The sequence below is a fragment of the Anaerobacillus sp. QJM3NY_17 genome (assembly GCF_056173665.1).
In genome coordinates this window covers 1615208-1642207 of record NZ_CM149685.1, presented here as the reverse complement: position 1 = coordinate 1642207, position 27000 = coordinate 1615208, and the positions used below count along the sequence as shown (strand labels likewise).

Annotated in this window: 28 protein-coding genes; 11 read left to right on the top strand and 17 right to left on the bottom strand. The window is 39.5% G+C overall.

What is annotated here, in order from left to right; genetic code table 11:
* The first annotated feature begins 3 nt into the window (after positions 1-3).
* The gene (locus AC0VYV_RS08810) at positions 4-1188 is read left to right on the top strand and encodes an FtsW/RodA/SpoVE family cell cycle protein (RefSeq protein ID WP_283152336.1); all 1185 of its coding nucleotides are present in this window, start codon (positions 4-6) and stop codon (positions 1186-1188) included.
* A 96-nt stretch (positions 1189-1284) separates the two neighbouring features.
* Positions 1285-2019: a bis(5'-nucleosyl)-tetraphosphatase PrpE gene (prpE, locus tag AC0VYV_RS08805; RefSeq protein WP_475367191.1), complete on the top strand. Its 735-nt coding sequence runs from the start codon at positions 1285-1287 to the stop codon at positions 2017-2019.
* Here the strand turns inward: prpE and AC0VYV_RS08800 are convergent.
* The 4 genes from AC0VYV_RS08800 to AC0VYV_RS08785 form a co-directional block, all read right to left on the bottom strand.
* Entirely contained in the window at positions 2003-2878 is an 876-nt protein-coding gene (locus AC0VYV_RS08800; protein WP_475367477.1) for an RluA family pseudouridine synthase, read from the bottom strand. The genes prpE and AC0VYV_RS08800 overlap by 17 nt on opposite strands.
* 115 nt (positions 2879-2993) lie before the next feature.
* On the bottom strand, positions 2994-3794 hold the full coding sequence (locus tag AC0VYV_RS08795) for an NAD kinase (protein ID WP_194222277.1): 801 nt from the start codon (positions 3792-3794) through the stop codon (positions 2994-2996).
* A 26-nt stretch (positions 3795-3820) separates the two neighbouring features.
* A complete protein-coding gene (gene yjbM / locus AC0VYV_RS08790; protein ID WP_194221210.1) occupies positions 3821-4456 on the bottom strand; it encodes a GTP diphosphokinase in 636 nt (211 codons plus the stop codon).
* 26 nt (positions 4457-4482) lie between these two features.
* Complete coding sequence (locus AC0VYV_RS08785; RefSeq protein WP_475367190.1) at positions 4483-4890, bottom strand: UPF0738 family protein; 408 nt, start codon at positions 4888-4890, stop codon at positions 4483-4485.
* Between the two features lie 113 nt (positions 4891-5003).
* On the opposite strand from AC0VYV_RS08785, the gene AC0VYV_RS08780 reads away from it, so the two are divergent.
* From AC0VYV_RS08780 to AC0VYV_RS08765, 4 genes are all read left to right on the top strand, one after another.
* Entirely contained in the window at positions 5004-5579 is a 576-nt protein-coding gene (locus AC0VYV_RS08780; protein WP_475374754.1) for a CYTH domain-containing protein, read from the top strand.
* 116 nt (positions 5580-5695) lie between these two features.
* Positions 5696-6091, top strand: coding sequence for a globin domain-containing protein (locus AC0VYV_RS08775; protein WP_404682403.1), 396 nt, complete (start codon positions 5696-5698; stop codon positions 6089-6091).
* Between the two features lie 92 nt (positions 6092-6183).
* Positions 6184-7008 (top strand): ClpXP adapter SpxH family protein, encoded by an 825-nt coding sequence (locus AC0VYV_RS08770; RefSeq protein WP_475374884.1) that lies wholly within the window; start codon positions 6184-6186, stop codon positions 7006-7008.
* A 133-nt stretch (positions 7009-7141) separates the two neighbouring features.
* Positions 7142-7321 (top strand): hypothetical protein, encoded by a 180-nt coding sequence (locus AC0VYV_RS08765; protein ID WP_194221205.1) that lies wholly within the window; start codon positions 7142-7144, stop codon positions 7319-7321.
* 54 nt (positions 7322-7375) lie between these two features.
* On the opposite strand, the gene pepF is transcribed toward AC0VYV_RS08765, so the two are convergent.
* The 3 genes from pepF to mecA all read right to left on the bottom strand — a co-directional run bounded on the left by pepF (position 7376) and on the right by mecA (position 11333).
* Positions 7376-9199 (bottom strand): oligoendopeptidase F, encoded by a 1824-nt coding sequence (gene pepF, locus AC0VYV_RS08760; RefSeq protein ID WP_475374753.1) that lies wholly within the window; start codon positions 9197-9199, stop codon positions 7376-7378.
* Between the two features lie 92 nt (positions 9200-9291).
* Entirely contained in the window at positions 9292-10473 is a 1182-nt protein-coding gene (locus AC0VYV_RS08755; RefSeq protein WP_475373656.1) for a competence protein CoiA, read from the bottom strand.
* Positions 10474-10649: 176 nt separating this feature from the next.
* Positions 10650-11333, bottom strand: a complete 684-nt coding sequence (gene mecA, locus AC0VYV_RS08750; protein ID WP_194222276.1) for an adaptor protein MecA — start codon at positions 11331-11333, stop codon at positions 10650-10652.
* 287 nt (positions 11334-11620) lie between these two features.
* Between mecA and AC0VYV_RS08745 the strand changes: the two genes are divergently transcribed.
* Positions 11621-12280 (top strand): TerC family protein, encoded by a 660-nt coding sequence (locus tag AC0VYV_RS08745; RefSeq protein WP_430242415.1) that lies wholly within the window; start codon positions 11621-11623, stop codon positions 12278-12280.
* Between the two features lie 112 nt (positions 12281-12392).
* On the opposite strand, the gene spxA is transcribed toward AC0VYV_RS08745, so the two are convergent.
* Positions 12393-12788 (bottom strand): transcriptional regulator SpxA, encoded by a 396-nt coding sequence (spxA, locus tag AC0VYV_RS08740; protein ID WP_098443134.1) that lies wholly within the window; start codon positions 12786-12788, stop codon positions 12393-12395.
* A 287-nt stretch (positions 12789-13075) separates the two neighbouring features.
* On the opposite strand from spxA, the gene AC0VYV_RS08735 reads away from it, so the two are divergent.
* Together AC0VYV_RS08735 and AC0VYV_RS08730 are read left to right on the top strand one after the other, a co-directional pair.
* The gene (locus AC0VYV_RS08735; protein ID WP_475374752.1) at positions 13076-14278 is read left to right on the top strand and encodes an efflux RND transporter periplasmic adaptor subunit; all 1203 of its coding nucleotides are present in this window, start codon (positions 13076-13078) and stop codon (positions 14276-14278) included.
* Between the two features lie 11 nt (positions 14279-14289).
* Entirely contained in the window at positions 14290-17355 is a 3066-nt protein-coding gene (locus AC0VYV_RS08730) for an efflux RND transporter permease subunit (RefSeq protein WP_475368863.1), read from the top strand.
* A 49-nt stretch (positions 17356-17404) separates the two neighbouring features.
* Here the strand turns inward: AC0VYV_RS08730 and AC0VYV_RS08725 are convergent, their stop codons facing one another.
* Both AC0VYV_RS08725 and AC0VYV_RS08720 read right to left on the bottom strand, forming a co-directional pair.
* The gene (locus AC0VYV_RS08725; RefSeq protein ID WP_255462008.1) at positions 17405-17533 is read right to left on the bottom strand and encodes a hypothetical protein; all 129 of its coding nucleotides are present in this window, start codon (positions 17531-17533) and stop codon (positions 17405-17407) included.
* A 33-nt stretch (positions 17534-17566) separates the two neighbouring features.
* Positions 17567-18130 carry a GNAT family N-acetyltransferase gene (locus tag AC0VYV_RS08720; RefSeq protein WP_194221199.1) on the bottom strand — a complete coding sequence of 188 codons (564 nt, stop codon included), beginning with the start codon at positions 18128-18130 and terminating at the stop codon, positions 17567-17569.
* 156 nt (positions 18131-18286) lie between these two features.
* On the opposite strand from AC0VYV_RS08720, the gene AC0VYV_RS08715 reads away from it, so the two are divergent.
* The gene (locus tag AC0VYV_RS08715) at positions 18287-18466 is read left to right on the top strand and encodes a hypothetical protein (protein ID WP_226612615.1); all 180 of its coding nucleotides are present in this window, start codon (positions 18287-18289) and stop codon (positions 18464-18466) included.
* 83 nt (positions 18467-18549) lie between these two features.
* On the opposite strand, the gene AC0VYV_RS08710 is transcribed toward AC0VYV_RS08715, so the two are convergent.
* Entirely contained in the window at positions 18550-19758 is a 1209-nt protein-coding gene (locus AC0VYV_RS08710) for a putative glycoside hydrolase (RefSeq protein WP_430242101.1), read from the bottom strand.
* A 178-nt stretch (positions 19759-19936) separates the two neighbouring features.
* On the opposite strand from AC0VYV_RS08710, the gene AC0VYV_RS08705 reads away from it, so the two are divergent.
* Positions 19937-20473, top strand: a complete 537-nt coding sequence (locus AC0VYV_RS08705; protein WP_430242103.1) for an HD domain-containing protein — start codon at positions 19937-19939, stop codon at positions 20471-20473.
* Here the strand turns inward: AC0VYV_RS08705 and AC0VYV_RS08700 are convergent.
* The 6 genes from AC0VYV_RS08700 to AC0VYV_RS08675 all read right to left on the bottom strand — a co-directional run bounded on the left by AC0VYV_RS08700 (position 20470) and on the right by AC0VYV_RS08675 (position 27000).
* Positions 20470-20868 carry a hypothetical protein gene (locus AC0VYV_RS08700; RefSeq protein ID WP_475374751.1) on the bottom strand — a complete coding sequence of 133 codons (399 nt, stop codon included), beginning with the start codon at positions 20866-20868 and terminating at the stop codon, positions 20470-20472. The genes AC0VYV_RS08705 and AC0VYV_RS08700 overlap by 4 nt on opposite strands.
* Before the next feature lie 305 nt (positions 20869-21173).
* On the bottom strand, positions 21174-22106 hold the full coding sequence (locus AC0VYV_RS08695) for an ABC transporter ATP-binding protein (protein WP_475374750.1): 933 nt from the start codon (positions 22104-22106) through the stop codon (positions 21174-21176).
* Positions 22099-23169, bottom strand: coding sequence for an ABC transporter ATP-binding protein (locus tag AC0VYV_RS08690; RefSeq protein ID WP_194221193.1), 1071 nt, complete (start codon positions 23167-23169; stop codon positions 22099-22101). The genes AC0VYV_RS08695 and AC0VYV_RS08690 overlap by 8 nt, the downstream gene beginning before the upstream one ends.
* A gap of 11 nt (positions 23170-23180) precedes the next feature.
* Complete coding sequence (gene opp3C, locus AC0VYV_RS08685) at positions 23181-24203, bottom strand: oligopeptide ABC transporter permease (RefSeq protein ID WP_226613129.1); 1023 nt, start codon at positions 24201-24203, stop codon at positions 23181-23183.
* A 5-nt stretch (positions 24204-24208) separates the two neighbouring features.
* On the bottom strand, positions 24209-25138 hold the full coding sequence (gene opp3b / locus AC0VYV_RS08680) for an oligopeptide ABC transporter permease (RefSeq protein ID WP_430242108.1): 930 nt from the start codon (positions 25136-25138) through the stop codon (positions 24209-24211).
* Between the two features lie 176 nt (positions 25139-25314).
* Positions 25315-27000 (bottom strand): peptide ABC transporter substrate-binding protein, encoded by a 1686-nt coding sequence (locus AC0VYV_RS08675; RefSeq protein WP_475368861.1) that lies wholly within the window; start codon positions 26998-27000, stop codon positions 25315-25317.

The following is a 27000-nucleotide window of genomic DNA, read 5'->3' as shown; positions in this document are numbered from 1 at the left end:
ATCATGAACAATGACAATCAAACACCATGGCAACAAATAGATTTCACACTTTTATTCTTTGTCTTTCTCCTGATGTGCATTAGTACTGTCGCTATTTATAGTGCCCAGGCGTCACTACCTGGAGAATTAAAAAACTTCAACTTCGCAGGAAGACAGCTAACGTGGTATTTCGTTGGTGCGTTTGTCCTCTCGCTCACACTGGTCATTGATTTTGATCGCTTTAAACAATTATCCTGGTATCTCTATGGATTTGGAATTCTTCTTCTAATCTTGCTTGCGGTTAGTCCTGAGTATATTGGAAGTTATCAAATTGCTCCGATTCGAAATGGGGCAAAAAGCTGGTTTGTGCTTCCTGGTTTAGGAAGTGTACAGCCATCAGAGTTTATGAAAATTTTCTTAATTATTACGATCGCTTCTACAGCGGTGAATCATCATGAAAAAAATCCAACAAAAACCATTCAAACAGACCTTTTGTTATTAGCCAAAATTTTCGGTGTGGCAGCTGCACCTCTTCTTATCGTTATGGCCCAGCCTGACCTCGGAACAGCGATGGTTTTTACCGCTATTGTTGTTAGTATTACATTAGTATCAGGCGTACGCTGGCGACTTCTCTCTCTTTTAAGTTTACTAGGGGTTGCAGGAATATCTGCTCTTGTCTTTATTTTCTTTAAGTTTCCGGCCTTCTTTAAAGCCTACTTACTTGATGAATACCAGCTCGCTCGCTTCTATGGCTGGCTTGCTCCTGAAGAGTATACAGATGCAGGCTATCAAGCGACGAAAGCGATCCTTGCCATCGGCTCTGGTAAATTAGAAGGGAAAGGATACGCTGACGGTACTGTTTACTTCCCTGAAGCGCACACTGACTTTATTTTTGCTGTGATTGGAGAAGAATTCGGATTCATCGGAGCAAGTATTACGATCTCCATTTTCTTCATGCTAATTTACCGAATGATTCATACAGCCCTTGAAAGCAATGAGTCCTTCGGAAGCTATTTGTGCGCAGGCGTTATCGGGATGCTAACATTCCAGGTATTCCAAAACATTGGAATGACTATTCGAATATTGCCGATAACTGGTATTCCATTACCATTCGTAAGCTATGGAGGAAGTGCACTTTTAACCTACATGATTGCAGTCGGGCTCGTATTAAACGTCCGATCTCGAACGAAAACGTATATGTTTGAATAACCTGCCAATATGGCAGGTTTTTTTATTTGGCCTTTAACCTTGATACATACTCGTCCAATAGGGTAATGATAAAGAGATGAGATAGGAGGGTGCCAATTGTTAGACATTATCAGCGATATACACGGATGTTATAAAGAACTGAAAGAACTAACCAAACGAATCGGATATTCATGGGAAAGGGGAATTCCCGTCCATCCTGACAGCAGAAAACTCGTCTTTCCTGGTGATATCACCGATCGTGGAAAAGAATCTCTTGCTGTGATTGACGTAGTCTCACAACTCGTTAGCACCGGACAGGCTTACTATTGCCCTGGGAACCATTGTAATAAGCTTTATCGGTATTTTATCGGCCGAAACGTTCAGCAAACACATGGACTGGAGACAACAGTTGCTGAACTAAATGCTCTCCCAAATGATGAGAAAGAGGCTGTGAAAAGTCAATTTATCTCTCTTTATGAACATGCACCACTCTATTTATCCCTCGATGACGGGGAAATAATTGCTGCACATGCGGGAATACCTGAACATTATATCGGACAAGTTGGGAAAAAAGTAAAAACATTTGTCCTCTACGGCGACATTTCAGGAGAGTCTCATCCGAACGGCATGCCTATTCGAAGAGACTGGGCTAAGCATTATAACGGAGAATCTCTTATTGTTTATGGGCACACTCCAGTGAAAGAACCAAGATGGGTGAATCATACAATAAACATTGACACAGGATGCGTGTTTGGAGGCAAACTGACTTCGCTTAGCTATCCGGAATTGAAAACAACTTCTGTTCAATCATCAATGCCTTATGCTCCTGAGAAATTCACTTCTTTCGAATGAGACATAACATATCCTCTTCAAGCTCTGAAACAAACCGGAGTTTTTTTTCTAGGAAAGGATGATAGAACTCAAGCTTCGCACTATGTAACGCTTGTCTATTTATTAATGCATGCGTTCCACCATAGAGATCATCCCCTAAGAGCGGATGACCAAGATAAGACATATGAACTCTAATTTGATGGGTTCTCCCCGTTTTTAGCGATAATTCAAGAAGGGAGAATCCTTTATAATGATTTATTGTGCGATAACTCGTTAATGCGTGTTGTCCATCAGGACGAACGGCCCTTTCAATGATACTCCCCTCTTTCCTCCCTATTGGCGCATCGATTTCACCTTCTCCTTTAACTTCTCCATGAACAAGTGCAACGTATTGTCGTTTCATCTCTTTGTTTTTCTGCTGTCTTGAAAGAAGGTCATGTGCATAGCGGTGCTTCGCAAATAAAACGAGTCCAGATGTATCTCGATCCAAACGATTAACAGCGTGGATCGTTCGATCTAGCTTATGCGAATGATAATAGTAGAGAACACCCTCTGCGAGTGATTCTTTTGAATGACGAGATGGAATCGTCGGTAGGCTTGCTGGCTTATTGATAAGTAAAAAGTGCTCATCCTCATAACAAATACGAAGTTCCATCTCTTTAGCTACCATCGTTTCGCTCACAGTTTCTTTTGGAAATAAGACTTCCACCGTATCGTCTTTCCTTAAGACAGCTCTAACGGTTTGATTGATGTTATTAACCGTAAGTTGTCCTCCATTGAATTTAATATCTGTTAACATACTTCTTGATAAATTCTTTTCCGTAAGAAGGAATTCCCTTAGCAGCATCCCTTCATCCTTCTCTTCTACGTTCCACGTCATTCTAACGCTCAAGCAAACTCACCTCGTGTATTATAAAATTTTTCATGATAGGCATTCTTTTGTAATAGAGCGAAAAAAACAGCACCGTTCAACTCATGAACAGTACTGCCTCGCTTTAATATACTTCATCGACAAATGATTCCTTTACTCTTTTCCAGAAAGGAAACGGTCTAAAACGCGCGAATCTTACCTTCTCTTCTGCTACTCGATATTGAATGGACTTTACATCTTGTTGCAATAAGAACAGATGGTCAATCGTAATTTGAAAGTCAGCATCGTTCACCGGTCGCAGAAGACACGTATGATGCTGCGGAAGCACAAGTGGAGATCCTACAGTACGAAAGACGCGATTGTTGATAGATGCCATTTCTGAAAGTTGAATGGAAGGAAGTGCAGGATGAATGATCGCCCCGCCCAACGCTTTATTATAGGCTGTACTACCAGATGGCGTTGAAATACAGAGACCGTCTCCTCTAAACGTTTCAAACAGATCACCTTTTATTTCAACATTCATCACTAAAGATCCCTCTACACTTTTGACTGTACATTCATTTAGCGCAAGATAGCGGTTCTCTTTGGAACTATTTAAATAGCGAACCGTTACTTCAAGCAATGGATATTCTACAATTTGAAAAGGAGTCCTTGCAATATGGATGACGAGCTTTTCGACTTCTTCAGGGGTCCAGTCCGCATAAAAACCTAAGTGTCCAGTATGAACACCTACAAAGGCTGTTTGATCCAGGCGATCTTGATAATGATGAAAAGCGTGTAGTAGTGTCCCATCACCGCCAACCGAAATGACAATATCCGGTTCTGCTTCATCATAGTCCAGATCGAAATCACGTAAATAATTTTTGATGCGCTGCTGAAGTTGATTGGAGGTTTGATCCCCTTTTGACTTTACCGCAAATTTCAATTTAGGCACCTCGTCTAGTTTAGTTTTCAGCTTTCTTTTTGTTCATTTTCTTTCTTTTGCATAAATATTTTCTGAGCTTCCTTAATCTCACCGCGAATTTCAGACATTTCATCATCAAGTTTGGAAGCTGCTTCAGCGGCTCGTTGGAGGCGCTTTTTGACATCATCAGGTATTTTCTTATTGTATTTATAATTCAAAGAATGCTCAATTGTCGCCCAGAAATTCATAGCAAGTGTTCGAATTTGTATTTCAACGAGCAGCATTTGTTCTCCTTGAATCGTTTGAACTGGATACTGAACGACCACATGGTATGATCGATAGCCGCTTACTTTCTGATTCGTCACATAATCTCGTTCCTCAACGATATCAAAATCTTTTCTACCACGAAGGTGATGAATGACTTTATTAATATCTTCTACGAACTGACACATCACACGAACACCTGCAATATCATGCATTTCTTCCTGCAGTCTATTGAGCGGTATGTGTTTCGTTTTGGCTTTATCAAGAATACTTGAAATCGGCTTTACTCTCCCAGTAACAAATTCAACAGGTGAATGATCATCCGCCTTTTCAAATTGCTCTCGAATGCCTTTCAATTTCACTTTCAATTCATTTACTGCTTGTTTATACGGTGCTAAAAATTCTTCCCAATTTTTCATCCAACCACCACCAACGACGATATCTATTATGACGCTGTTAGGAATACTTTCTCAACAGCTTGATTCATCACTTCTCCATAATTCGAATTATCTTTAATATTCTCAACAAGATAGGAAAGTTCCTCTTTTAGGTGAGTAAGTTCTATAGATGTGTCATCCTCGGAAGTAACAACCACGTTCACGTCCTGATTGAGCACGTTTGCTAACATTGGCCATACTTCCTCTTGGAAACGAATATATGTATACCCTTCTCCCCCATCGAGTAAATACACAAATGACAAGGAGTCGGAATCCACTAACATATTTCCAGTAGCTGTATAGGAAGTAAGGTCCACTTTTTCATTCAGACCAAAGGTAAGTGTGTGATCTGATAATTCCCCTGTAATGATGTAGTATTGTTCTGGCACAAATACCTCTCCTTTCGTTATTTCCAAGTATGTATCACCTAATAGTTTATCACAATGCAGTGGGAGATTTCACCGTTGTTGTTCTGAATAAAGACATATGCCATAATTCTTTTATATTCATCTAAATGGAGGGTTTACTTATGGCACAGGAAGTAGAAATCGAATTTAAAAATATGCTCACAAAAGAAGAGTATGCCTCTTTGCTTGATTCTTATAAATTAGGAGAGAACATTAAAACACAAACGAATGATTATTTTGATACAAAGAATTTTATGATTCGTGAAAAAGGAGCTGCGTTACGCATTAGAAACAAGAATGACAAATTCGTATTAACATTAAAGCAGCCTGCCGAGGAAGGACTGCTTGAGACACATCAAGCCGTATCGCAAGAAACCTTTGAAGAGATCAATAAGGACGGCACACTTCCTGATGGAGAAGTAGCATCGCAGCTAAACGAACTAGGAATTCTATCTCCGCTCCACCACTTAGGACGATTAACGACACATAGAGCTGAATACCAAACGACTCACGGACTGCTCGTCCTCGACCATAGTGAATACCTAGGGAGAGAAGATTTCGAACTTGAGTTTGAAGTCTCTGATTTCACGACAGGAGAGCGTGCCTTCACGTCCCTTCTTCATCAGCATCAAATTCCAAAGAGAAAGACAAATAATAAGATTCTTCGATTCTTCCTAGCATCCCAAGAACAGGCCTAAACGGTCCTGTTCTTTTTGTTTGGCAATGATTTCAAATCGGATTATTTGCTGTTACGTAGGGAGGTTGCTAAAATGAAATTGTAATTAAGTTCTACCTTCCAAAGGGGAAAATGAATATGAAACAAAACATGTATGATCATATCGGCGGTGCGCAGCTTGAACGGCTAGTGACTGCTTTTTATAATCGGGTTTCACAGCATCCCGAATTAAAACCTATCTTTCCAGATGATTTAACTGAAACAGCTAGAAAACAAACTCAATTCCTAACTCAATTTCTCGGAGGGCCGCCTCTATATTCCGAAGAACATGGGCACCCTATGTTAAGAGCGAGGCATCTCCCATTCGAGATAACACCCAAACGTGCGACAGCATGGCTTTCTTGCATGGAGTTAGCAATGGATGAGGTTGAACTAGACGAAGATTTACGAGAACATCTCCTAACAAGGTTAACGTTCACTGCTCATCATATGGTTAACTCGGGTGATCAGGAAGAGAAAGGAGAATCGAATTGACACCGAATGCTACTGGTTCCTATTGCGATTCTTACAATCCAAATGGACAATCCGATACAGCTTGCACGACTACATCTCAAAAAGGTAAACCTATCGAGATCTATTCATTTATTGATCCGCTTTGTCCTGACTGCTGGGGTCTCGAACCTATCATTAAGAAATTACACCTAGAATATGGACATACCTTCCGCATTAGACATCTAGTTGGCGGTAATATAAAATCATTTAACTCGTTTAAACGAAAAAATGAAGGCATCACAACACACGCTGATGTCGCTGAGCGTTGGGAACGTACAGCCAGTCGCTCTGGGATGTCCTGTGACGGTGATTTGTGGTATGAGGACCCTATGGATACCCCTTATATCGCATCAATTGCTATCAAGGCTGCAGAGCTTCAGGGAAAGCTTCCAGGATTTCGTTTCCTAAGGAAAATGAGAGAACTTCTTTTTATCCAAAAGCAAAACATGACAAAAGAAGAAAATCTAGTTCAAGCAGCAAAAGAAACCGGACTTGATGTGGAAGAATTCCAGAAAGATCTTCACTCACAAGCTGCTGTAAAAGCATTTCAATGTGACTTAAAGATCTCTTCAGAAATGGAAGTTAATGAGCTGCCTACCCTTGTTTTCTTCAATGAAAATATTGAAGAAGAAGGTCTTAAAATTACAGGACTTTATGAATATGATGTGTATGTCAGAATTCTGACAGAAATGCTTAAAACAACACCAACGCCAGAGCCTCTTCCGTCGCTAGATGAATTCATGGAACGCTATAACTTTGTCGCAACAAAAGAAGTGGCGGTCGTTTACGATATGAGTTGCGACGAGGCAGATGCCGCTATGAAGAAGCTCGCCTTGAAGCAAAAGGTAGAGAAAGTGCCCGCGAAACATGGATGTTTCTGGCGCACTGTAAAAAATTGAGATCGGGCTTCAAAAAAGGAATGAACCAGCATGGTTCATTCCTTTTTTGTTCTTACCATTCATTTACCTCTCCCCTTCCAAGTAAGTATATGCTGCATCATTTCTCATAACTATAATACGAGGAGGGAAATTCATGACGCGTTTTTTCATCTTACTAGGTGCGGCACTCATCATCGTTAGCTTTGTCATGTTTATCATGGGATTATTAAGATTTATTCCTGTGCCTATTGGTGGAGCTCTTTTGTTTCTTTCTATTCTTTTTACCGTTAGCATGTACAATTCCAGAAACCAATTCAAAGGATTTAACCGCTAAAAAAAGCCTTCTCTAGTAGTAGAGAAGGCTTTTTAGCGGCTTAGTTTATGCAACCTATTCGTCTTCGAATAACAGATTCTCCATTTCGTTAAGAATGGATTCAAATACATCTAGTGCGTCACTGATTGGTTTAGAAGAAGTCATATCTACTCCGGCCTTTTTCAAGACCTCAATCGGATAATCTGAGCTTCCTGCTTTTAAGAAATCAATGTATCTTGAGACGGCTTCATCGCCTTCTTCAAGAATTTGATTTGAGAGGGATGCAGCTGCGCTAAATCCAGTCGCATATTGGAATACATAGTAATTGTAATAGAAATGAGGAATACGCGCCCACTCAAGTGCAATTTCATCATCGATCACAAGATCGTCACCAAAATACGTTTTGTTAAGATCATAGTAGATCGAAGAAAGAAGATCTGGCGTTAACGGCTCACCATCTTGCGCTCTTTTGTGAATCGCATGCTCAAACTCAGCAAACATCGTTTGTCTAAATACGGTTCCTCTGAATCCTTCTAGATAGTGGTTTAATAAATAAAGCTTTTCCTTTTTGTCTGAAGTGTTTTCGAGCAAATAATGATTGAGTAACGATTCATTTGTTGTTGAAGCAACTTCAGCTACAAAAATGGAATAATTTGCGTAAGGATAAGGTTGGTTTTCTCTTGTGTAATAACTATGAACCGAATGGCCGAACTCGTGAGCGAGCGTAAATAAATTATTCACGTTATCTTGCCAGTTCATTAGAATATATGGACGTGTTCCATACGTACCTGAAGAGTAAGCCCCACTTCTTTTACCTACGTTTTCTTGCACATCTACCCATCGGTTTGAGAAGCCTTCCTCTAAGATCTCTTTGTACTCTTCTCCGAGCGGAGCTAATCCTTTGAGAATATAATCTTTCGCTTCTTTATATGAAACCTCCATCTTTACTTCTGGTACAAGTGGTGTATAGAGATCATACATATGAATTTCCTCAAGACCAAGTGCTTTCTTTCGAAGGTTTACATAGCGATGCAATAGATCAAGTCGATTGTGCACTGTTTCCACAAGGTTGTCATAGACGTCTTCTGGAATGTTATTACTATCAAGTGCAGCTTGTCTTGCCGAATCATAATTACGCACGCTAGCATAATAATTGTCTTTCTTAACTGTTCCACTTAGTGTCGAAGCGAAAGTATTCTTGAATTTCCCATACGTTTCATAGACTGCCTTGAACGCATCTTTTCTTACACGTCGGTCGCTACTCTCAAGAAAACGAATGTAGCGTCCGTGTGTAACTTCCACTTCGTCCCCATTCTCATCCTTAATCGTTGGAAACTTCATATCTGCATTATTTAACATACCAAACGTGTTGCTTGAACTATTCGTTACGTCGCTAACACCAGCCAGAATGGCTTCTTCTTCCTTAGATAAAACGTGCGGACGCTCTCGATTGATTTCGTCTAATGCTTGCTCATAAAGTTTCAGTTCTTTCTTTTCGTTCAAATACTGCTTGATGGTTTCTTCGGGTACGCTTAGAATTTCTGGTACAACAAAAGCGAGCTCACTACTCACCTGCGTCGCAAGATTAGCTGCACGATCATTAAGACCCTGGTAATGGGAGTTTGTCGTATCTTGATCATAGCGCATATGGGCATATGTATACAGCTTGCCAAGCTTAATTGTAATTTCATCTTGTTTTTGAAGGGCCGCATAAAGCGTATCTGCAGAATCGGCTAACTTCCCTTTGTATTCTTCCATCTCCGGGAGAAGTGCTTTTATTTCTTTAAATTCCTCATCCCATTTTTGATCGTTTTCGTAAATGGCTTCAAGATCCCAAGTATCTTCTACTGGAATTTCGTCTCGTTTAGGTAGAGCGTTTACTTTTTTCTCTTCCATCATTAGACACCTCCATCAAATAATTACCTCACATACATTATCGTACCATATTCCTCAAAGGATGCTTACAATTTCGCTCGACAAACGTTGCAGTTTCACACAAGTTTCCCGAGAATTTCATGATCTTTTTTAGTGCATTGCTCAACTTGCTGATGAACCTCAGGTTGATAAAGCTTTTCATATCGTTCATTATCCCATTCTTTCAAAACTTTTAACCGAATTAATTGATCAACATACCCTTTTAGTGCCGCTGATACCCCTTCCCCCTGAACCATGTGCGGACTATATCTTACTTTAATAAGAGTAGCATCGATTACTTGTTGGAAGGCATTTATTAATGACTGCATAGAGAATGATTTATTTTGAGGGGTTAAAGAAAGAAAGCAAATAATAATCCACGTTTGCCATAAATAAGAGGGGGTTTCAATCCAGTAGTTTTGCGAAGATGGAATTCCAGCTTCGGAAGGGAAAAATCGAATAGACTTTCCGCTAAGATAGAGTCGTTTACGCAAGAAGTAATAAATGAATGATTTTTCACCATGGGGATTTTGACGCCAAATTTGTTTTTGCTTAAACCATATGGGCACGGATTCATGAATAGTAAAAGGAGAATGAGACTTAAATAAATCGAAATAAGAATTAGTTGAAGCGCTGTGATAAGTGGTTGTACAGATGAATTTTGTAGGGGTTAAGCTATAGTGGATGGTTAGATTCGCGAAGGTACGTTCTTCTGGGCAATAATAGTAAATGGACGGAGAACCTCTATGGTGGGATGCTGCTGCCCAGTCCATAGCTGAAAGGTTGTGGATGAGGGAATATATTCGCTTGAGGCGCTTTGCTCCAAGAATCCATGTCACATGAATGTTTGTAGCGTTATAATCATGTGATCGTTTCGTAAGCAGTCTCGCTTCTATTGAGGCACATTGAAATTCAACCGCCGTACGAGATGAGGGGAGAAATAAATCGGGGCGCTGATTAGAGGCAATTAACACATGTTCTAATTGCACATCCTGATGATCTTCTCTTAGCCAATTATAAAGCTGTTGTTTACCGGTTAAGTGATAATTAGATTCCCGTTCCCATTCCATTTCACAAGGCGGGGACCCTTGATGGGCAAAATGCCATATCTTTTTTTCACCTAGCTTCATCACAACCCGCTCACGGCACCCAGGACAATAATAGGGTGTGGAACGCCTTAATTTCCGTAGCTCATCAAGGCTGAAGCAACGGTCGGCAAGATTGAGTAATGATCCATTTATAGTTGAAGCAGTTAACATCACAACACCTCTCTTTTATTCGTTCCTAACAATAATTCTCTTCCTAGAGAAACATCCCTCTACACTTTCTATATTTATTTGAATAAGATAACCGGTTTAACCACAAAGGATGATTCGTCCCCTTAAAGAAATGAAGAAATAAAAAAAAGCCGATTTCCATAGAAATCGGCCTCACCTTATAAGAGTGGGAAGTGTCCGCGGAGTTGTTCAAGAGCCTGCTCAGAGAGAATCTCCTTACCGTATTCATGAATGCGGTGAATGGTCAGGTCTGTTTCATATCCGTATTCTAACAGCTGACTCAATCGGTTGTCCTGATCTTCTTCTATCAATGTTTCGTCGAAGACAACATGGAGATAATAACGGTCCTCATAATGATACAATCCATTTTCAACTCCAGTTGAATCAAATCCGTGTGACAATGAAATCACATCTTCAAAGTCTCTAAATCCGATCATAAAGGAAAGCTCTTCACCTTCTAACGGTTCAGGCTCGTCTTCTGGATCTAAATTATTCTGAAGCGCAAATTTATCATCAAGAATTTTATCCATATTTTCATCGAGCGGAAGATCAAGCTGCTTATCCTCTGACATCGGAAGTTCAAGTTTGGACCCGTCATTTGACATTTGTGCACGTGTCACAATGATTTCAAGACCCTTTTCAAGTGCTTGAACTTGTATCCAGAGTGGACCCTCAAGTGAAAACTGTTCCCTTTGATGCGCTTCGTCCATCATTTCCCAGAACAATTCTTCTCCTCTTTCTCTGTCGTACCAAATTTCTTCTCGATCGAACCCTCTATTTTCAATATCTCTATACGTAATAAAGAATTTTAAAGTATTCGCATTGACGCGTTCGATTTCCATGTGCACTCTCTCCCTCCTGTTTAGTTAACCGGAAGGCTATTCCCTCTGGGATACTCCTAATTTTCTCTTTCCCTTAAGTGGCTTGAGTTTAACCACTTTTTCTCTTGTAATACCATTCTATGATAAACCATCAAAGAATGGAAATAAAAAATCGTTTGATTTTTTCACTCATATTAAACCATATACACGATATATTTATTTATGTGTATAGCTTGCCCTAAAGTGCTCCTGTCATATGATTAAAAATTCGCTATTCGGGAGTGGATTCCTTGCTTACCTTAGAAACCATGACACAGATTCTGTTTATTATCGGTATTGATATCGTCCTAGGTGGTGACAACGCAGTTGTAATCGCCCTCGCGTGTCGTAATCTCCCCGATTCTCATCGCAACAAAGCCATCATGATGGGAACAGCCATTGCTGTTGGACTTAGAATAGCACTAACCATTGTCGCTGTCTATTTATTGATGCTCCCTTTCTTATTAATTGTTGGTAGCCTCTTTCTTCTCTACATTTCCTTCAAATTGGTAATCGATAGTGAAAGTAATGAATCGGTCCAATCCACCTTTTCGTTTTGGGGAGCCATTCGAACCATCGTCATAGCAGATCTCATTATGGGGCTCGATAATGTACTAGCGATCGCTGGTGCATCCGAGGGGAAACTGCCGCTTGTCGTTTTTGGATTATTCATCTCTATCCCTATTATCGTATGGGGTAGTAGAATGATCATGCATGCCCTTGATCATTTTCCTGTTTTAATTTATATTGGCGCAGGCATTTTAGCTTTTACTTCTGCAAGGATGTTAACAAGCGCAGCAGAATTAAAAACCTTCTTTTATACATACCCTTCCATGGAAGTGGCCATCGAGATTATTTTTCTTCTCGTTGTGATTGTTGGAGGATGGTTAGTAAAGAAGGTGAAAGGGAACATTCTTTACATTTATTAAGAGCTACAAAAAAACTTCTACAGGATCTCCTGTAGAAGTTTTTATTAGGTAGCTCTGTTAATGAACCTTTAACTCGAATGAATTAAAACCGAGCTTCATTATTATAAGCTAATTAATTAACGAGACGCTGTGCCTCTTGAAGTTGAAAAGTACGAACCTTGCGAGGTAGGAAACGACGAATTTCATCTTCGTTATAACCAACCTGTAGTCTTTTTTCATCCAAAATGATTGGACGGCGAAGCAATCCTGGATGCTCGCTAATTAGCTCAAACAATTCCTGTAAAGAAACCGTATCAAGATTTAAGTTCAATTCCTGGAAAGTTTTTGAGCGAGTTGATATAATTTCATCTGTTCCGTCTTCAGTCATACGTAGAATTTCTTTCACTTCTTCAATAGTAAGAGGTTCAGAAAAAATGTTACGTTCTGTAAACGGAATATCGTGCTCCTGCAACCACGCCTTCGCTTTTCGACAAGATGTGCAGCTTGGTGATGTATAGAGTGTTACCATAAGGAATTGCTCCTTTCTATAAGTAAACGTCAAATCTACATTAGAAAAATTATCTTTTCACAATTTGTATTATACTACAATTCTTATCAAATAAATAGAGGATGACAAAAATTACATAAAAGCTATACAATAACTATACAAATGATTTATGTTAAGTCTAACTCCTATATACCCCTTCTTCACGCTCCCAAACCTTTATTGTTTAAAAATGTTTGATTTTTATCTGAAAAAAGTTTCCTTCACATGATACGATTCATAAGAGATACACTAATTCTGAGGTGAATAATATGAAAAAGGCTCTGTTTCTTGTAAGTATGCTCGTCTTTGCAAGCGCTTGTACAACACAGGAAATTACAAATGAAGAAACTTCAAATGAACCGATTCCAGTTGAAGTCGCTACTGCTCAACAAAAAAACATTTCGAATGAACTTGAATTAGCCGGACAAGCTACTCCTGGAGTGACGATCCCGCTCGCTGCCCCTTCTCCACTCGAGGTAAAAGAAATAAACGTGACTGTTGGAAGCTCTGTGGAAAAAGGAGATCTCATTGCTTCTCTCGATGATTCTACAGCGAGAGAAAATGTCAACCAGCTAACGAATGCGGTCAATGAGCTTGAAAAAGCCGTTAGCCAGGCTCAAGAATTGTCTGGACAAGCAGAAAAAAGTGCTCAAGAGTTAAAAAATCTTCAAGATGAATTAAATGCTTCACTCGAACGATCTAAGCAGCTACTTAATGAACTTGATTCAGAAGAAGTGACAGCTGCTGATGTTTTAAAGGAAAGTCTTGAAGTAACCATAAAGCAGGCACAATTATCCCAAGCTGCAGCCCAGGTTCCTTCAATGTCAGCAGGTAATGTGACACAGCTTGAAACACAGTTGTCCGAAACGAAAGCAAGCCTTAACCAGGCAAGGGACGTCCTAAATGCAACTACCATTGAATCACCTATAAATGGGATTGTTTCTCAAATCAATGCTGAAGAAAATGCTGCAGCCGTGCCAAGCACCCCGCTTGCGGTCGTCGTGAATTTAAATCCGATTAACGCTGCCTTTCAAGTAAATAGCTTTCAAATTACACAGTTACAAAAAGATCAGGAAGTGAAGATCACTTTTGACGGTGTCGATGGATCTTTTGATGGGAAATTAAAAGCGATCCCACCTACAGCAAATGAACAAACGGGTTCATTTCTAATTGAGATTCCAATTGAAAACAAAGATTTAAAAATTAAAGGTGGTATGAAAGCAACTGCGACCATACAAACAGACGTCATAGAGAACGCTGTAACTGTCCCTAAGGATTCAATTATCTATGGTGATGATGAAACGTATGTTTACGCACCACAAGGAAAGAAACTGAAACAAGTTAACGTCGAGCTTGGAGCAGAGACTGATGAAAGCATCCAAATTACAAACGGTCTCTCAAAAGGTGATAAAGTCATCACTAAAGGTAAAGATCGTTTAAACGAAGCATCTGAAATCCAGGTACAGAAGTGAGTTGAACACACATGAATATTGCTAAGCTTTCCGTCTTTCGTCCAATTGCTATGGGGATGGTGATTATTTTCATCCTCATTATCGGAACAGTATCACTACGTAACATGCCAGTTGATCTGTTTCCCGATCTTACTTTCCCTGTTGCAGCCGTAACGGTTACATATGATGGTGCTGGTCCTGAAGAAGTTGAGAACTTACTAGCCTCCCCTCTTGAGAACGTGATGGGAACCCTACCGAATGTCGAAAGTATATCGTCCGTCTCACAAAATGGTGGTGCACTGATCCTCGTTTCATTCGAATGGGGAACAGATATGGATTTTGCCACGTTAAATATGAGGGAACAAATTGATGCAGTTAGAGACTCTCTACCTTCTGAAGTACCAATTCCTAAAGTATTGCGTTTTAATCCAAGTGATATTCCTATCATGCAACTTGGAGTGGCTGGATCGGAGGAAGATCTTACTGCAGTAAAGAAAGTAATTGAAGATCAAATTAAACCTTCACTTGATTCAGTACCAGGGGTTGCAGCTGTTACGATTGAAGGTCAGTTAGAGAAGGAAATTAGATTAACTGCTGATCCAGATAAATTAAGTCAATATGGCGTCACCCTTACAAACTTACAGCAGCTCATTGGATCAGAAAACCTTAACTTACCAAGCGGATCTATTGAAACAGAGAATAAAAACCTCCCTCTTCGCGTAACAGGAGAGTTTAAATCCGTTGATGATTTGAAAAACTTATCCGTTCCAACACAGAATGGTACCGTCAAGCTTAATCAGCTCGTTGAAATCGAAGAAATGATGAAACCTGCTGTTCAAGAAAGTTTCTTAAATGGTGAGCCGGCGATTGGTTTTTCAATCCAAAAACAATCTGGAGCAAACACCGTTCAAGTAGTGAAGCAAATTAATGAGAAGCTTGAAGAAATTCAGCCTTCCCTACCAGAAAGCATGGAAATTAAAACCGTATTCGACCAGGCGAAATTTATTAATCAGTCAATCCGTGCTGTTGTATGGAATATTATTATTGGAAGTCTTTTAGCTGCTGCCGTTCTATATCTGTTCTTACGCAATATTCGCAGCACGTTAATTATTGGTTTATCCATACCTATTTCTATCGTAGGTGCATTTATTTTAATGTATTTCTCAGGTCAAACCATCAACCTCCTAACACTAGGCGGCCTCGCGCTCGGAGTTGGAATGATGGTAGACAACTCTATTGTTATTCTAGAAAACATTTACCGACTAAGGCAGGAAGGTAAATCACTTAAAGAAGCGGCAGTAGATGGTACGAAAGAAGTTGGTAGTGCAATCATTGCATCTACACTCACTACAGTTGTCGTTTTCTTACCAATTGTGTTTGTTACTGGGCTCGCTGCCCAGCTCTTTAAACCATTAGCGCTTGCTGTTACCTTCTCACTATTAGCGTCACTATTTACAGCACTTATTATTGTGCCATTGTTATCATCTCTTCTGATGAACCGAAACGAATCGAAATCGATTTTTCAACTTAAATTTGATCGGGTTAATAATTGGTATCGTCGAGTATTAGATAAAACACTGTCTCATCCTAAAAAAACAATCGGCTTTACCGTTCTGCTCCTTGCTATTTCAGCAGCTGGAACGCCTTTTATTGGGACAGAATTCCTTCCTGCACAGGATCAGAGCTTTGTGAATATATCAGCGAATCTTCCTGCAGGAAGCTCTCTTGACGCCACTGAAACCGTCACAGAGGAAATTGATAACGTCTTAAAGTCGATTCCTGAAGTTGATCTATCCTATTTAACAGCTGGAGGAACTGACAACTTTAGTGTTGGAGCTGGCAGTCAAACGAACCGGGCTAGCTACAGCGTTCTGCTCGTTCCAATCAATGAGCGAGATCAATCTGACTTAGAAGTTGCCGAAGATATCCGAAAGAAGCTTAAAGGTATACCGAACGCCGATATTTCTGTATCTGCCAGTGATTCTGGATTTAGCGCTGATCCTATTTCAATTAACATCATCGGACCTGAGCTTGATGTTTTGAAAGAACTTTCGGATGATGTGATGGAGAGCTTATCAGAAGTCGATGGCGTAAGAGAACCAACTTCGAGTATCGAATCCAATAATCCAGAAGTTCAAATTCTAATCGATCGTGAGAAGGCTGCGAGCTATGGAATAGGCAGCTCACAAATTTCAACAACGATTTCTAATGCCACAAAAGGACTTGTAGCGAGCAATCTTGCAAGAGATGGCAATCAATTAGATATCCGCTTAGCAGTTGAAGATAAATATACAGATTCCCTTGATTCTCTATCTAGCCTATTAATCGAGACTCAAACTGGGGAAAAAATCCCCCTTTCTGCTGTTGCCGAAATTAAACGGGGGCTTGGTCCATCGGAAATTACACGTTCGGATCGATTAAGACAAGTGGAAATAACGGCGAGTCTATTGGGTCGAGATCTTGGAACGGTTACAGATGAAATTCGCGAAAAACTAGTCAAAGACGTTCCGCTCCCTGGTAATTCATATAAAATCACTTTTGGTGGACAAGATGAACAAATGAATGATGCTTTCTTTAAATTGTCCGGTGCTCTTGCTCTTGCCATTGTTCTTGTTTATATGGTTATGGCAGGACAGTTTGAATCATTTCTCTATCCGTTTATCATTATGTTTTCTGTTCCACTCACAGCTATTGGGATTATTTTCGGCCTCCTTATCTCCTTCCAGCCTCTTGGAGTTGGTTCACTCGTTGGTATGCTTATTTTAACGGGGATCGTGGTCAATAATGCGATTGTACTCGTTGATTATATTAATAAGCTTCGTGAAACAGGGATGGGAACTCGTGAAGCGATTTTAGAAGCAGGCCCCATTCGCTTAAGACCGATTTTAATGACAGCTTTAACGACGATTCTAGGTCTAGTTCCTTTATCATTCGGGTTTGGTGAAGGTACAGAAATTCAGCAACCGATGGCCATCGTCATCGTATTCGGATTGAGTGTAGCAACGTTTATAACATTAGTATTTATTCCTGTTGTTTATTACTTGATTGATCTACGTCGTCAGAAACGATTGGATAAAAAATTAGAAACAAATGAATAGAAAAAAACCGAAAGCCAGTTTTAAGGCTTTCGGTTTTTTGTTACATTTTTTATGCAGATGTTCTCGTATTTGAGGCGGGCTCTTTCGAAGACTGCGGTTTCCAGGTTTTCCATCGTCGTTTCAATAAATCCTTCAACCATTCGCGCTTCTTTTGCTTTTTCTTCTCACGATTCTTCATAAGAAGGTTCCCTCCTGATCGAAAACAATACTCTTACTCTTCAATGAGTTCCTTATCTTCTTTAAGACTCAGCACTTCTTCGACAGGCTGATAAGACTCACCATACAACTGCATATCTTTGTAAGTATGAATCTCCTGATACGTATGCTTCATCGCTTCGTAAATTTCTTTCTCACCAGCTTCGTTTGGAGACCAGAAAAGAATTTCCATTTCATTAATCTCGTTTGTAGCAAGAGATCTTCTTCGGTAGCCAATTGACTTCGCGTGTTTAAATCCTTCTCTCAAATAAAAGCGCTGTCTTTTTTCAGTATCCGTTTCATCGTAATCAACAGGCTCTACCTCGAGGATAATTGGCTTATTCTTTCCTTTAAGTTCTTCAATTAATTTCTTTCCTAGCCCCTGACCTCTGGCATCCTTGGAAACGAAAATATAATCCACGAATATGAAATCAGGAAGATCGGCATACATTAGAACATGGTGCGGTCCCTCGTCCTTATTGTAAATGTCACCTTTTTCTTCAAGCAGTAAGTCCATATGCTCTTTTGATTTCATCTCTTCAATGGGGAAATATTGCTTCAGCTTCTCATACCAGTTCATTGATCTACTCCCTTTTAAATTAATTCGTCACTAATAGTATAACACATTTATCCAGTAAAATAGTGCTAAGCTAGATAAGGCAGTAGTTATTTTCCCCTCTTCTCAGTTATGTAAACATACTGTACACTAATATCAAACATGCTAAGGAGGAATGAAATGAACTTTTTTGCTGAGTTTATCATGCTCGCTATTCTACTCATTAGCTTCACAGCATTTATTGCTATCTTCTTAAATGCTTCAGGACGCTTCATTTTTTCTAAAGAAAAAACCTCCTTCCAACACCCTTTAGAGGATAGTCAGAAAAACTGGAGGAAATTAACGAAAGATTCATTCTAAACCAGCGCATTGAGCGTTAGCGGGAAGGGAATCGTATATAGAGAAAAAGGATTGCCTTCAGAGGCAATCCTTTTCTTTACGTATCACGGTGTATAGTCGACATTCTTTGTATAACTATTGCTTGCGTCCCAAAGTAGATATTCATTAATACCATTGTCTTTCAAGGCTTTAATTTGGGCTTCTACTTCCGCCTTTCCGTAATTCAAGTAATTCCCACTACCAAGATAACTTGCAGTGAAATCCTGAATCCATGGACGACTTGTAGGAGCATCATCCAATTTACCTAATACTTCATTCTCTACTTTTGCATACTCATTTATTAAGTTATACGGTTCCAAATCAGGCTTTGAAATTCCAAAATAGGATCCCCAGTGACTTGGATAAATCATAGATGAAATAACATCAACGTTACTAGAAATTTTAGAGAAATTCTGCCCGATACCAGGCGCTTCAGGAATCGTTGCTGAGTAACCAAAAATATCAACCGATACATCAACATCATACTGCTCAAGCTTCGAATTCGCATATGCTACAAAGTCCGTTACAGCCTGCACACGTTTTTGAACATTATCCATATCCATATCAGCATATTTGCCCATCGAATATTCTAATGTGTCTTCACGTGTTTCAAACCCTTCTGGGAAACGGACGTAATCAAATTGAATTTCTTTGAAGCCCATTTTAGCTGCTTCAATTGCAATTTCAACATTGTAATCCCATACCTCTTCCTTAAATGGGTTAACAAATGCTTCTCCACGTCCATTTTTCCAAACCGAACCACCTTCTTTATATGAAAGCTCTGGTCTTGCTTCTGCAAGCACTGTATCCTTAAATACAACTACTCTCGCAATTGGATAGATCTCGTTTTTCTCCATCTCTTCTAAAACCTTGCGAGGATCTTTCATATAAGGTTTGCCAATCTCATACTCTGCTAATGGAGAATCCTTCTTTGGTTCATATGTAAGATTTCCAAAATCATCTTTAAGATCGATGACCATTGCATTTAAATCTGTAGAGTTCACAAATTCTGTGAGCTTACTGAATCGACTTCCACCTGCTGAATTCCCTGTTACATAAATACCTCGAACTGCATCGGGATATTCGAAATCTAGACCAGAATCATAAACGAATCTTGGTAGTCGATCTGGTAACGTTAGTTCCTTTTTTTCTGTCTCAATCCCTTTAAGATTTGTCGCTGATAATGCTTCATCTGCTTGTACCGATTGCCCGAAAACAGAAAAAAGCAAAACTGACGCGAGCAGGCCTTTCAACCCCACATTAAAAATACGCACAGCTTCTCTCCCCTTTATTAGTTTGCCTCCTCTATTATAAGATGAATATACGCTCTTTGAAAGAACTTCCAGTAAAATTTCTCATGTCTTTTTCGTGAACAATATAAATTGCTTTATTTTTTATCAAATGGTATGATATTTAGAAAAATAAATTTAGATTGGTGAGGAGGCCATAACCATGAGAAACGTAACACTAACTGATATTTATCAACTACCATTTGCACGAAAGTATTTAAAACGCGCTGGATTGGCTCATGCGATTACTGTGGCCAAACACGCTTATCATTTCGCAAGTGAACACGATGTCAATCCTGATCTTGCTGCAAAAGCAGCATTACTTCATGATATTGGTCACTATACATGGTACCGAAATGGAAAATGGGATTATAACTTATATAAACAGAATGACATTCATGCAATCAAAGGGGCTGAGCGAGCTCACAAAATGCTGATACGACTTGGTGAAAATCCAGTTTCAGCAAAGGAAATTGCCGTCGCAATCCTATTCCACACGGATTCCTACTTCATGGGAACGGTAAACCGTAACGCGCTTCAAGAAGTAGTTGCAATGGCTGATGAAGCGGACGAAGAACCTGGTGGTAACCACCATTATAAAGTCATCTCTGAAGAAGAAGCGAGAAATGAGCTCGCTGCACTCGATCAATTGATTGAACAAAGCTTGAACAATCAAAATGAGTGGCAGCAAAGTGTTTAAGATCCACTATAGCTCAGGAAAGGGATCTCAATGTGTAAATCCTTTCCATCCCTTTCCCTTATCTCCCCTTCCCACTTCTTTACAAAAGTCTTTCCATACTCACTATTAGGAACACTCATAATAATCCTCTGCTTTCTCTGCTTATAAGCCAATTGAACGATAAATTCGTACAAACCCCACCTCTTCTTTTCATTGCCTTTATTAAAAAATTCTACAACTTCAACGTATTCTTCATATGTTTCAATCCAAACATATCCTACGGTTTGTTCTTTTTCTTCAAATAAGTATACGATAGAATGAGAAGAAGGCTGTAACTGTAACTTTGCTATATTTTCTGATCTAATCGACTCGAGCGTTTCTTCATCAAACTCTGAATTGTAAGTGTAAAAAATCATATGGATCCTCCTCTATTTTGCTTTGTATACTTTCAAAAAGGTATCTCAGTAAAACGAACAAAGTAACTATAGCTTTTCTGAAAGGAGAGTTTATGAACAAATTAAAACTTAGTTTACTTATTTCTACTTTTATTCTGTGCGGACTTATTTTAGTAGACTATTCGCTTTCCGTTGACTTATCCCTTTATGTAAAAGGATTTCTGATTGTCCCAATTCTACTCTACATAGGTTATCTAGTCATAAAATTTCGTAATAAAAAGCACTAAAAAAGGACCTCATTTCAGTTGAAATGAGGTCCTTACCTTTTAAACTGTTACTTGATACTTTTGGTACTCTTCTTCAGTACAAGCGATCCAGTGTCCTTCCACTACTTCACGAAGAACTCGTTCTTCTCCGTTTTCAGGAAGGTGCTTATCTGGGTCATAAATTTTACGTTTTCTAGAACGCTCATACTCCGGATCCGGAAGTGGAATCGCAGAAAGAAGAGACTGCGTATAAGGATGTAGTGGGTTTCGATAAAGCTCTTCACTTTCAGCAAGCTCAACGATTTGGCCACGATACATAACACCAATACGATCACTAATGTATTTCACCATAGAAAGGTCATGCGCAATAAACAAATACGTTAAGCCTTTTTCTCTTTGAAGTTTCTTCATCAAGTTAACAACCTGTGCTTGAATCGAAACGTCTAGAGCAGAAATAGGCTCATCCGCAATAATAAATTCTGGATCAACCGCAAGAGCACGAGCGATTCCGATACGCTGTCTTTGCCCACCACTAAATTCGTGAGGGTAGCGGTTCGCATGTTCTTTGTTCAATCCTACTGTTTCAAGAAGTTCAACCACTTTGTCCATACGAGCTTTCTTAGACGTTGAGAGACCGTGAATATCAATGCCTTCAGCAATAATATCAGAAACGGTCATTCTCGGATTTAAAGAAGCGTATGGATCCTGGAAGATCATCTGCATTTTTTGATTAAATTTCTTAAGTTCTTTCGCAGATTTCTTTCCATGGACATCTTCTCCATTAAATCGAACTTCACCGTCAGTTGCATCGTATAGGCGAATAATGGTACGTCCAGTTGTGGATTTCCCACAACCAGACTCTCCAACTAGACCGAACGTCTCACCTTTATAAATATCAAATGTTAAGCCATCAACAGCTTTTACTGTGCTTTTACCTACTTTAAAATGCTGCTTTAAATTTTTAATTTCTAGGAGTTTTTCTTGACTAGACATTCTTACCACCATCTTTCGCGCCAATGATCGGCTCACTTGGAGCCATTCCCTGCATACGTTTTTTAATTGCTGCAGGCGGTTCTACTTTAGGTGCTTTCTCGTGCAATAGCCACGTTGCTGCATAATGCGTATCTGAGATCTTAAACAACGGCGGCTCCATTTCTGTATCAATCTTCATTGCGTATGGATTACGCGGAGCAAATGCGTCACCTTTAGGTGGATCAAGTAAATCTGGCGGTGATCCTGGAATAGCAATAAGCTCTTCATCCGTTGAGTCTAGGCTTGGCATTGAACCAAGAAGTCCCCAAGTGTAAGGATGCTGAGGGTTGTAGAAAATTTCATCTACAGTTCCAGTTTCAACAATTTTACCTGCATACATAACCGCTACGCGATCTGCGATATTAGCTACAACCCCAAGGTCGTGAGTAATAAAGATAATCGACGTGCCCATTTTTTCTTGAAGATCATTTAGTAGCTCAAGAATCTGAGCCTGGATTGTAACATCTAGAGCTGTTGTCGGCTCATCTGCAATAAGAACACGAGGGTTACATGCAAGAGCAATGGCAATAACCACACGCTGTCTCATACCACCTGAAAATTGGTGTGGGAATTCATTTACTCTTCCCTCTGCATTCGGAATACCAACAAGTTTCAAAAGCTCAATCGCACGTTCCTTCGCTTCTGATTTACTCATATTTTGGTGCTTCACTAGACCTTCCATGATTTGCTTCCCAATAGTCATGGTCGGGTTAAGTGAAGTCATTGGATCTTGGAAAATCATTGAGATTTCAGACCCACGAATTTTTTGCATTTCCTTTTCGGACAGTTGAGCAAGATCACGATCACCGAACTTAATCTCACCTTCTTTAATACGTCCAGGAGGATTTGGAATCAAGCGCATAACGGCTTTCGATGTTACAGATTTCCCTGATCCAGACTCTCCTACAATTGCTAATGTTTCACCTTTATTTAAATGGAAGTTTACTCCACGAACGGCTTGTACTTCTCCAGCAAACGTATCAAAGGAGACGTGCAAATCATTCACTTCTAGAATCTTTTCCATTCTAATCCCCCCTATTTACGTAGCTTTGGATCAAATGCATCTCGAAGGCCGTCACCAAGAAGGTTAAAGGCAATCATAATCAATGAAATGATAATTGATGGCCATAGCACAAGATGCGGATAAATTTGTAGACTCTTAAATCCATTGTTAATGATGGAACCAAGTGAAGCTTCAGGAGGTCGTAGTCCAAGGCCGATAAAGCTTAGGAATGCCTCGAAGAAAATCGCACTTGGAATTGTAAACATTGTTGTAATAATAATTTGTCCGAGTACGTTTGGAATTAAATGTTTCCCAATTACTCGTCCACTTGTAGCTCCTAAAGTACGAGAAGCGAGAACAAACTCTTGAGTTTTAAGTTTTAAAACCTGTCCTCGAACAATACGCGACATTCCTATCCACCCTGTTACCGAAAGTGCGAGAATAATTGAGAATATTCCAGGCTCAAATATTAAAATAAATAGAATAATTAATATTAGATTTGGAATACCTACTAAAACTTCAATAATACGCTGAAGAATGTTATCAACTCGCCCACCATAATAGGCAGAAATACCACCATATGCGACACCAATTACAAAATCAATAAAGGCTGCTGCTGCAGCGATGAATAGCGAAATTCGCGTCCCCTGCCATACTCGTGTCCACTGATCTCGGCCGAATTCATCCGTACCGAACCAGAAGTATTCGTCTTCATAGCCTTTAGCTTCATACTGATCAGTTCCGCGAATATCAACTCCGTTAACTCCTAGAAAATCAATATTTTCAAGGACTGGAACTTTAGCAGGAAGCTTCGCTCTCGTTAATTCTTGCTGCGAATATGAGTGTTCATTCATTCCAGGTCCGAAAATCGCCAATAAAATAATGGCAATAATGATAACAAGTCCGGTAATAGCCCCTGGATTCTTTTTTAATCTTCTCCACGCATCTTTCCAAAATCCTGTACTTTCACGTGCTATTTGTTCGTTTTCAGAAGAATCAATTTTAGCGGGTTGAAACATGTCGTCTGAGATATCATGTAGCTTTTCTTGTTTCATACTCATTAACTCTTACCTCCCGCTAGACGAATTCGTGGATCAATAATCCCATACATAATGTCTACTATTAAAATCACAACTATAAATAGCAAACTAAAGAAAAGCGTTGTACCCATAATAATTGGGAAATCGTTTGTTAAAATCGAGTTAACAAATTTCTCACCAAGTCCTGGTATGACAAAGATTTGCTCAATTACTAGAGTACCTGTCATTAGACCTACAACCAGTGGTCCCATAATAGTAATGATAGGTATAGAAGCATTACGGATTGTATGTCTAATAACAACCGCTGTGCTACTTAAGCCTTTTGCTTTCGCTGTTGTAATATAGTCCTGACCGAGAACTTCTAGCATTTCTGTTCTCATAAAACGAGCTATTGTTGCGACAACAATCGAAGCAATTGCAATGGTTGGCATGATTGTATAAGCAAAGCCATCCCAGTAAGCTACTGGTAACAACTGCCACTTAACACCCAACCAGTATTGCATAAGGCCAGCGATAACGAAGTTCGGAATTGAAATACCAAGAACTGCGATAACCATCGTTCCATAATCTAAGAACGAATTGTGTCTTAATGCTGCAATAATTCCAAGAAAGAGACCAATGATAGTTCCAACTACTAGTGATTGAAGTCCTAAATAAGCTGAAGGTCCAATACGTTCACCGATAATTGTTGACACTTCACGGCCATCCTGCTGGAAGGAAACACCGAGATCACCTGATAATAAGTTTTTCATATAATTAAAGTACTGTACAGGAACTGGATCGTTTAAACCATATTTATCGTTCAACTGCACAATTTGTGTTTCTGTAAGCTTATCCTGGTTATTAAACGGTGTACCAGGGAGAAGCTTCATTAGAAAAAATGTTAGCGAAGCAATAATTAGGAAGGTAATCAACATTGAAATGATCCTTCCGCCAATATAACGTCCCACTACAACCAACCTCCTCAAAAGATACCTGCTTATATAGTATAAGTCGAAAAATGGAATTTCACTAGAAAAAATTTTCTATCTATTTCACTTCTAGCTATCGTTTCGACATATTTCTTATTACAGGTAAAAAAGAGAGTATATGTCAGGATGACATATACTCTCCTGAAAATCCAAAATTACTTTTCAATCTTAACCCACTTATATGAAGAATCAGCTCCAAATGAGTGTACATAGAAGTTTTTAACGTAATCTTTTTGTAGAATTGCGTTACCTTTTTGGTAAGTTGGGATAATCGCAATATCCTCTTCCATTAGAACTTTCTCAGCGTCTTGCATCATTTTCCAACGCTTCGCTTCATCTGTTTCTTTCTTAGCTCCTGAAACTAGCTCGTCATACTTCTCGCTAGAGTAGCCCATGCGGTTATAAGCGCCGTCAGTTTCAAACATATAAAGGAACGTCATTGGATCTGGATAGTCAGGTCCCCAACCGCCAGTTGAGATATCAAAGTCGCCAGAATCTTCAAGCTCAAGGAACTGCTTCCAAGGCTGTTTGTTGATTGTTAATGTAAGACCATCAAGCTTTGTTTCAAACTGATCTTTTGCATATTCTGCGATTTTAGCAGCAAGCTCGTTATCAGTAGTTAGGAATTCTAGTTCTACAGAGTCTGTACCAAGTGCTTTAAGTCCAGCTTCCCAAGCTTCTTTCGCTTCATCTTCTCCTTGGTCAGCATAGAAGCCGTCTGGAGCAAATTCACGGAAGTCATCACCTTCAGGACCTTTTACAAAGTCTTTAGGTACGAAATACTTTGCAGCAATTGATCCGTTATTAAGAAGTACATTTACAAGTCCTTCACGGTCATATGCAAGGTACAATGCTTTACGAATATCTTTGTTAGCTAGTGCTTCATTTTCTTGGTTCATACGCATGAAGTACATTGTTGGATCTACTAGTGTAGAAAATTCTTCATTATCTTTGAATTGATCTACGAAATCTGCAGAAAGACCAGCGCGATCAATCTTACCAGTTTCATAAAGGTTTACAGTAGTAGCTGTATCTTGCACTACTTTAGTCGTAATCTTTTCAAGACTTACAGTTTCAGCATCCCAATATTCAGCGTTCTTTTCGTAAGTCCAGCCTTCACCGTGGTTCCACTCAGCAAATACGAATGGTCCATTGTAAAGCATTGTATCAGATTCTAGTGCGAATTTTTCACCCTGCTCTTCAGCAAATGCTTTAGGCTGTGGATAGAATGTCGCAAAAGTAAGTAGTGCTTTAAAATAAGGCACTTGGTTTTCAACAGTAATCTCTAGTGTTTTCTCATCTACTGCTTTAGCTCCAAGCTCTTCTACTTTACCGTAAAGTGGATCGCCTTCAGTAATGATTGCATTACCGTTTTTGATTCCAGCAGTACCAAACATAGAAGCGTAAGGAGAAATTGTATCTGGGTTTAGCGCTTTATGCCATGCATAGATGAAGTCATCTGCTACTACATCTGATCCGTCAGACCATTTAGCATCGTCACGAATTGTAAATGTATAAACAGTTTCACCGTCTTTTTCTTCTTCTGTTGGTTCTTCAGCAGCCATACCAAGTGTAGGCTCGTTATTTTCGTCAAGACGATATAGTCCTTCGAAAACCTGGTTCATTGCTTTAAAAGATGTGTTATCAGTAGCTTGTGTAGTATCCATTGAAGGAATTTCAGCTGTTTCTACTAAGTTAAGTACTTGTTCAGCAGAACCGCCTTCTCCGTCGCCTTCTCCACCACTGTTCCCCCCGTTGTTTGAGCCGCCGCCGCAAGCCGACAGGAATACGCTCAATACAAGCACAAGAGATAGGACAAGAGTCCATCTTGATTTCTTCAT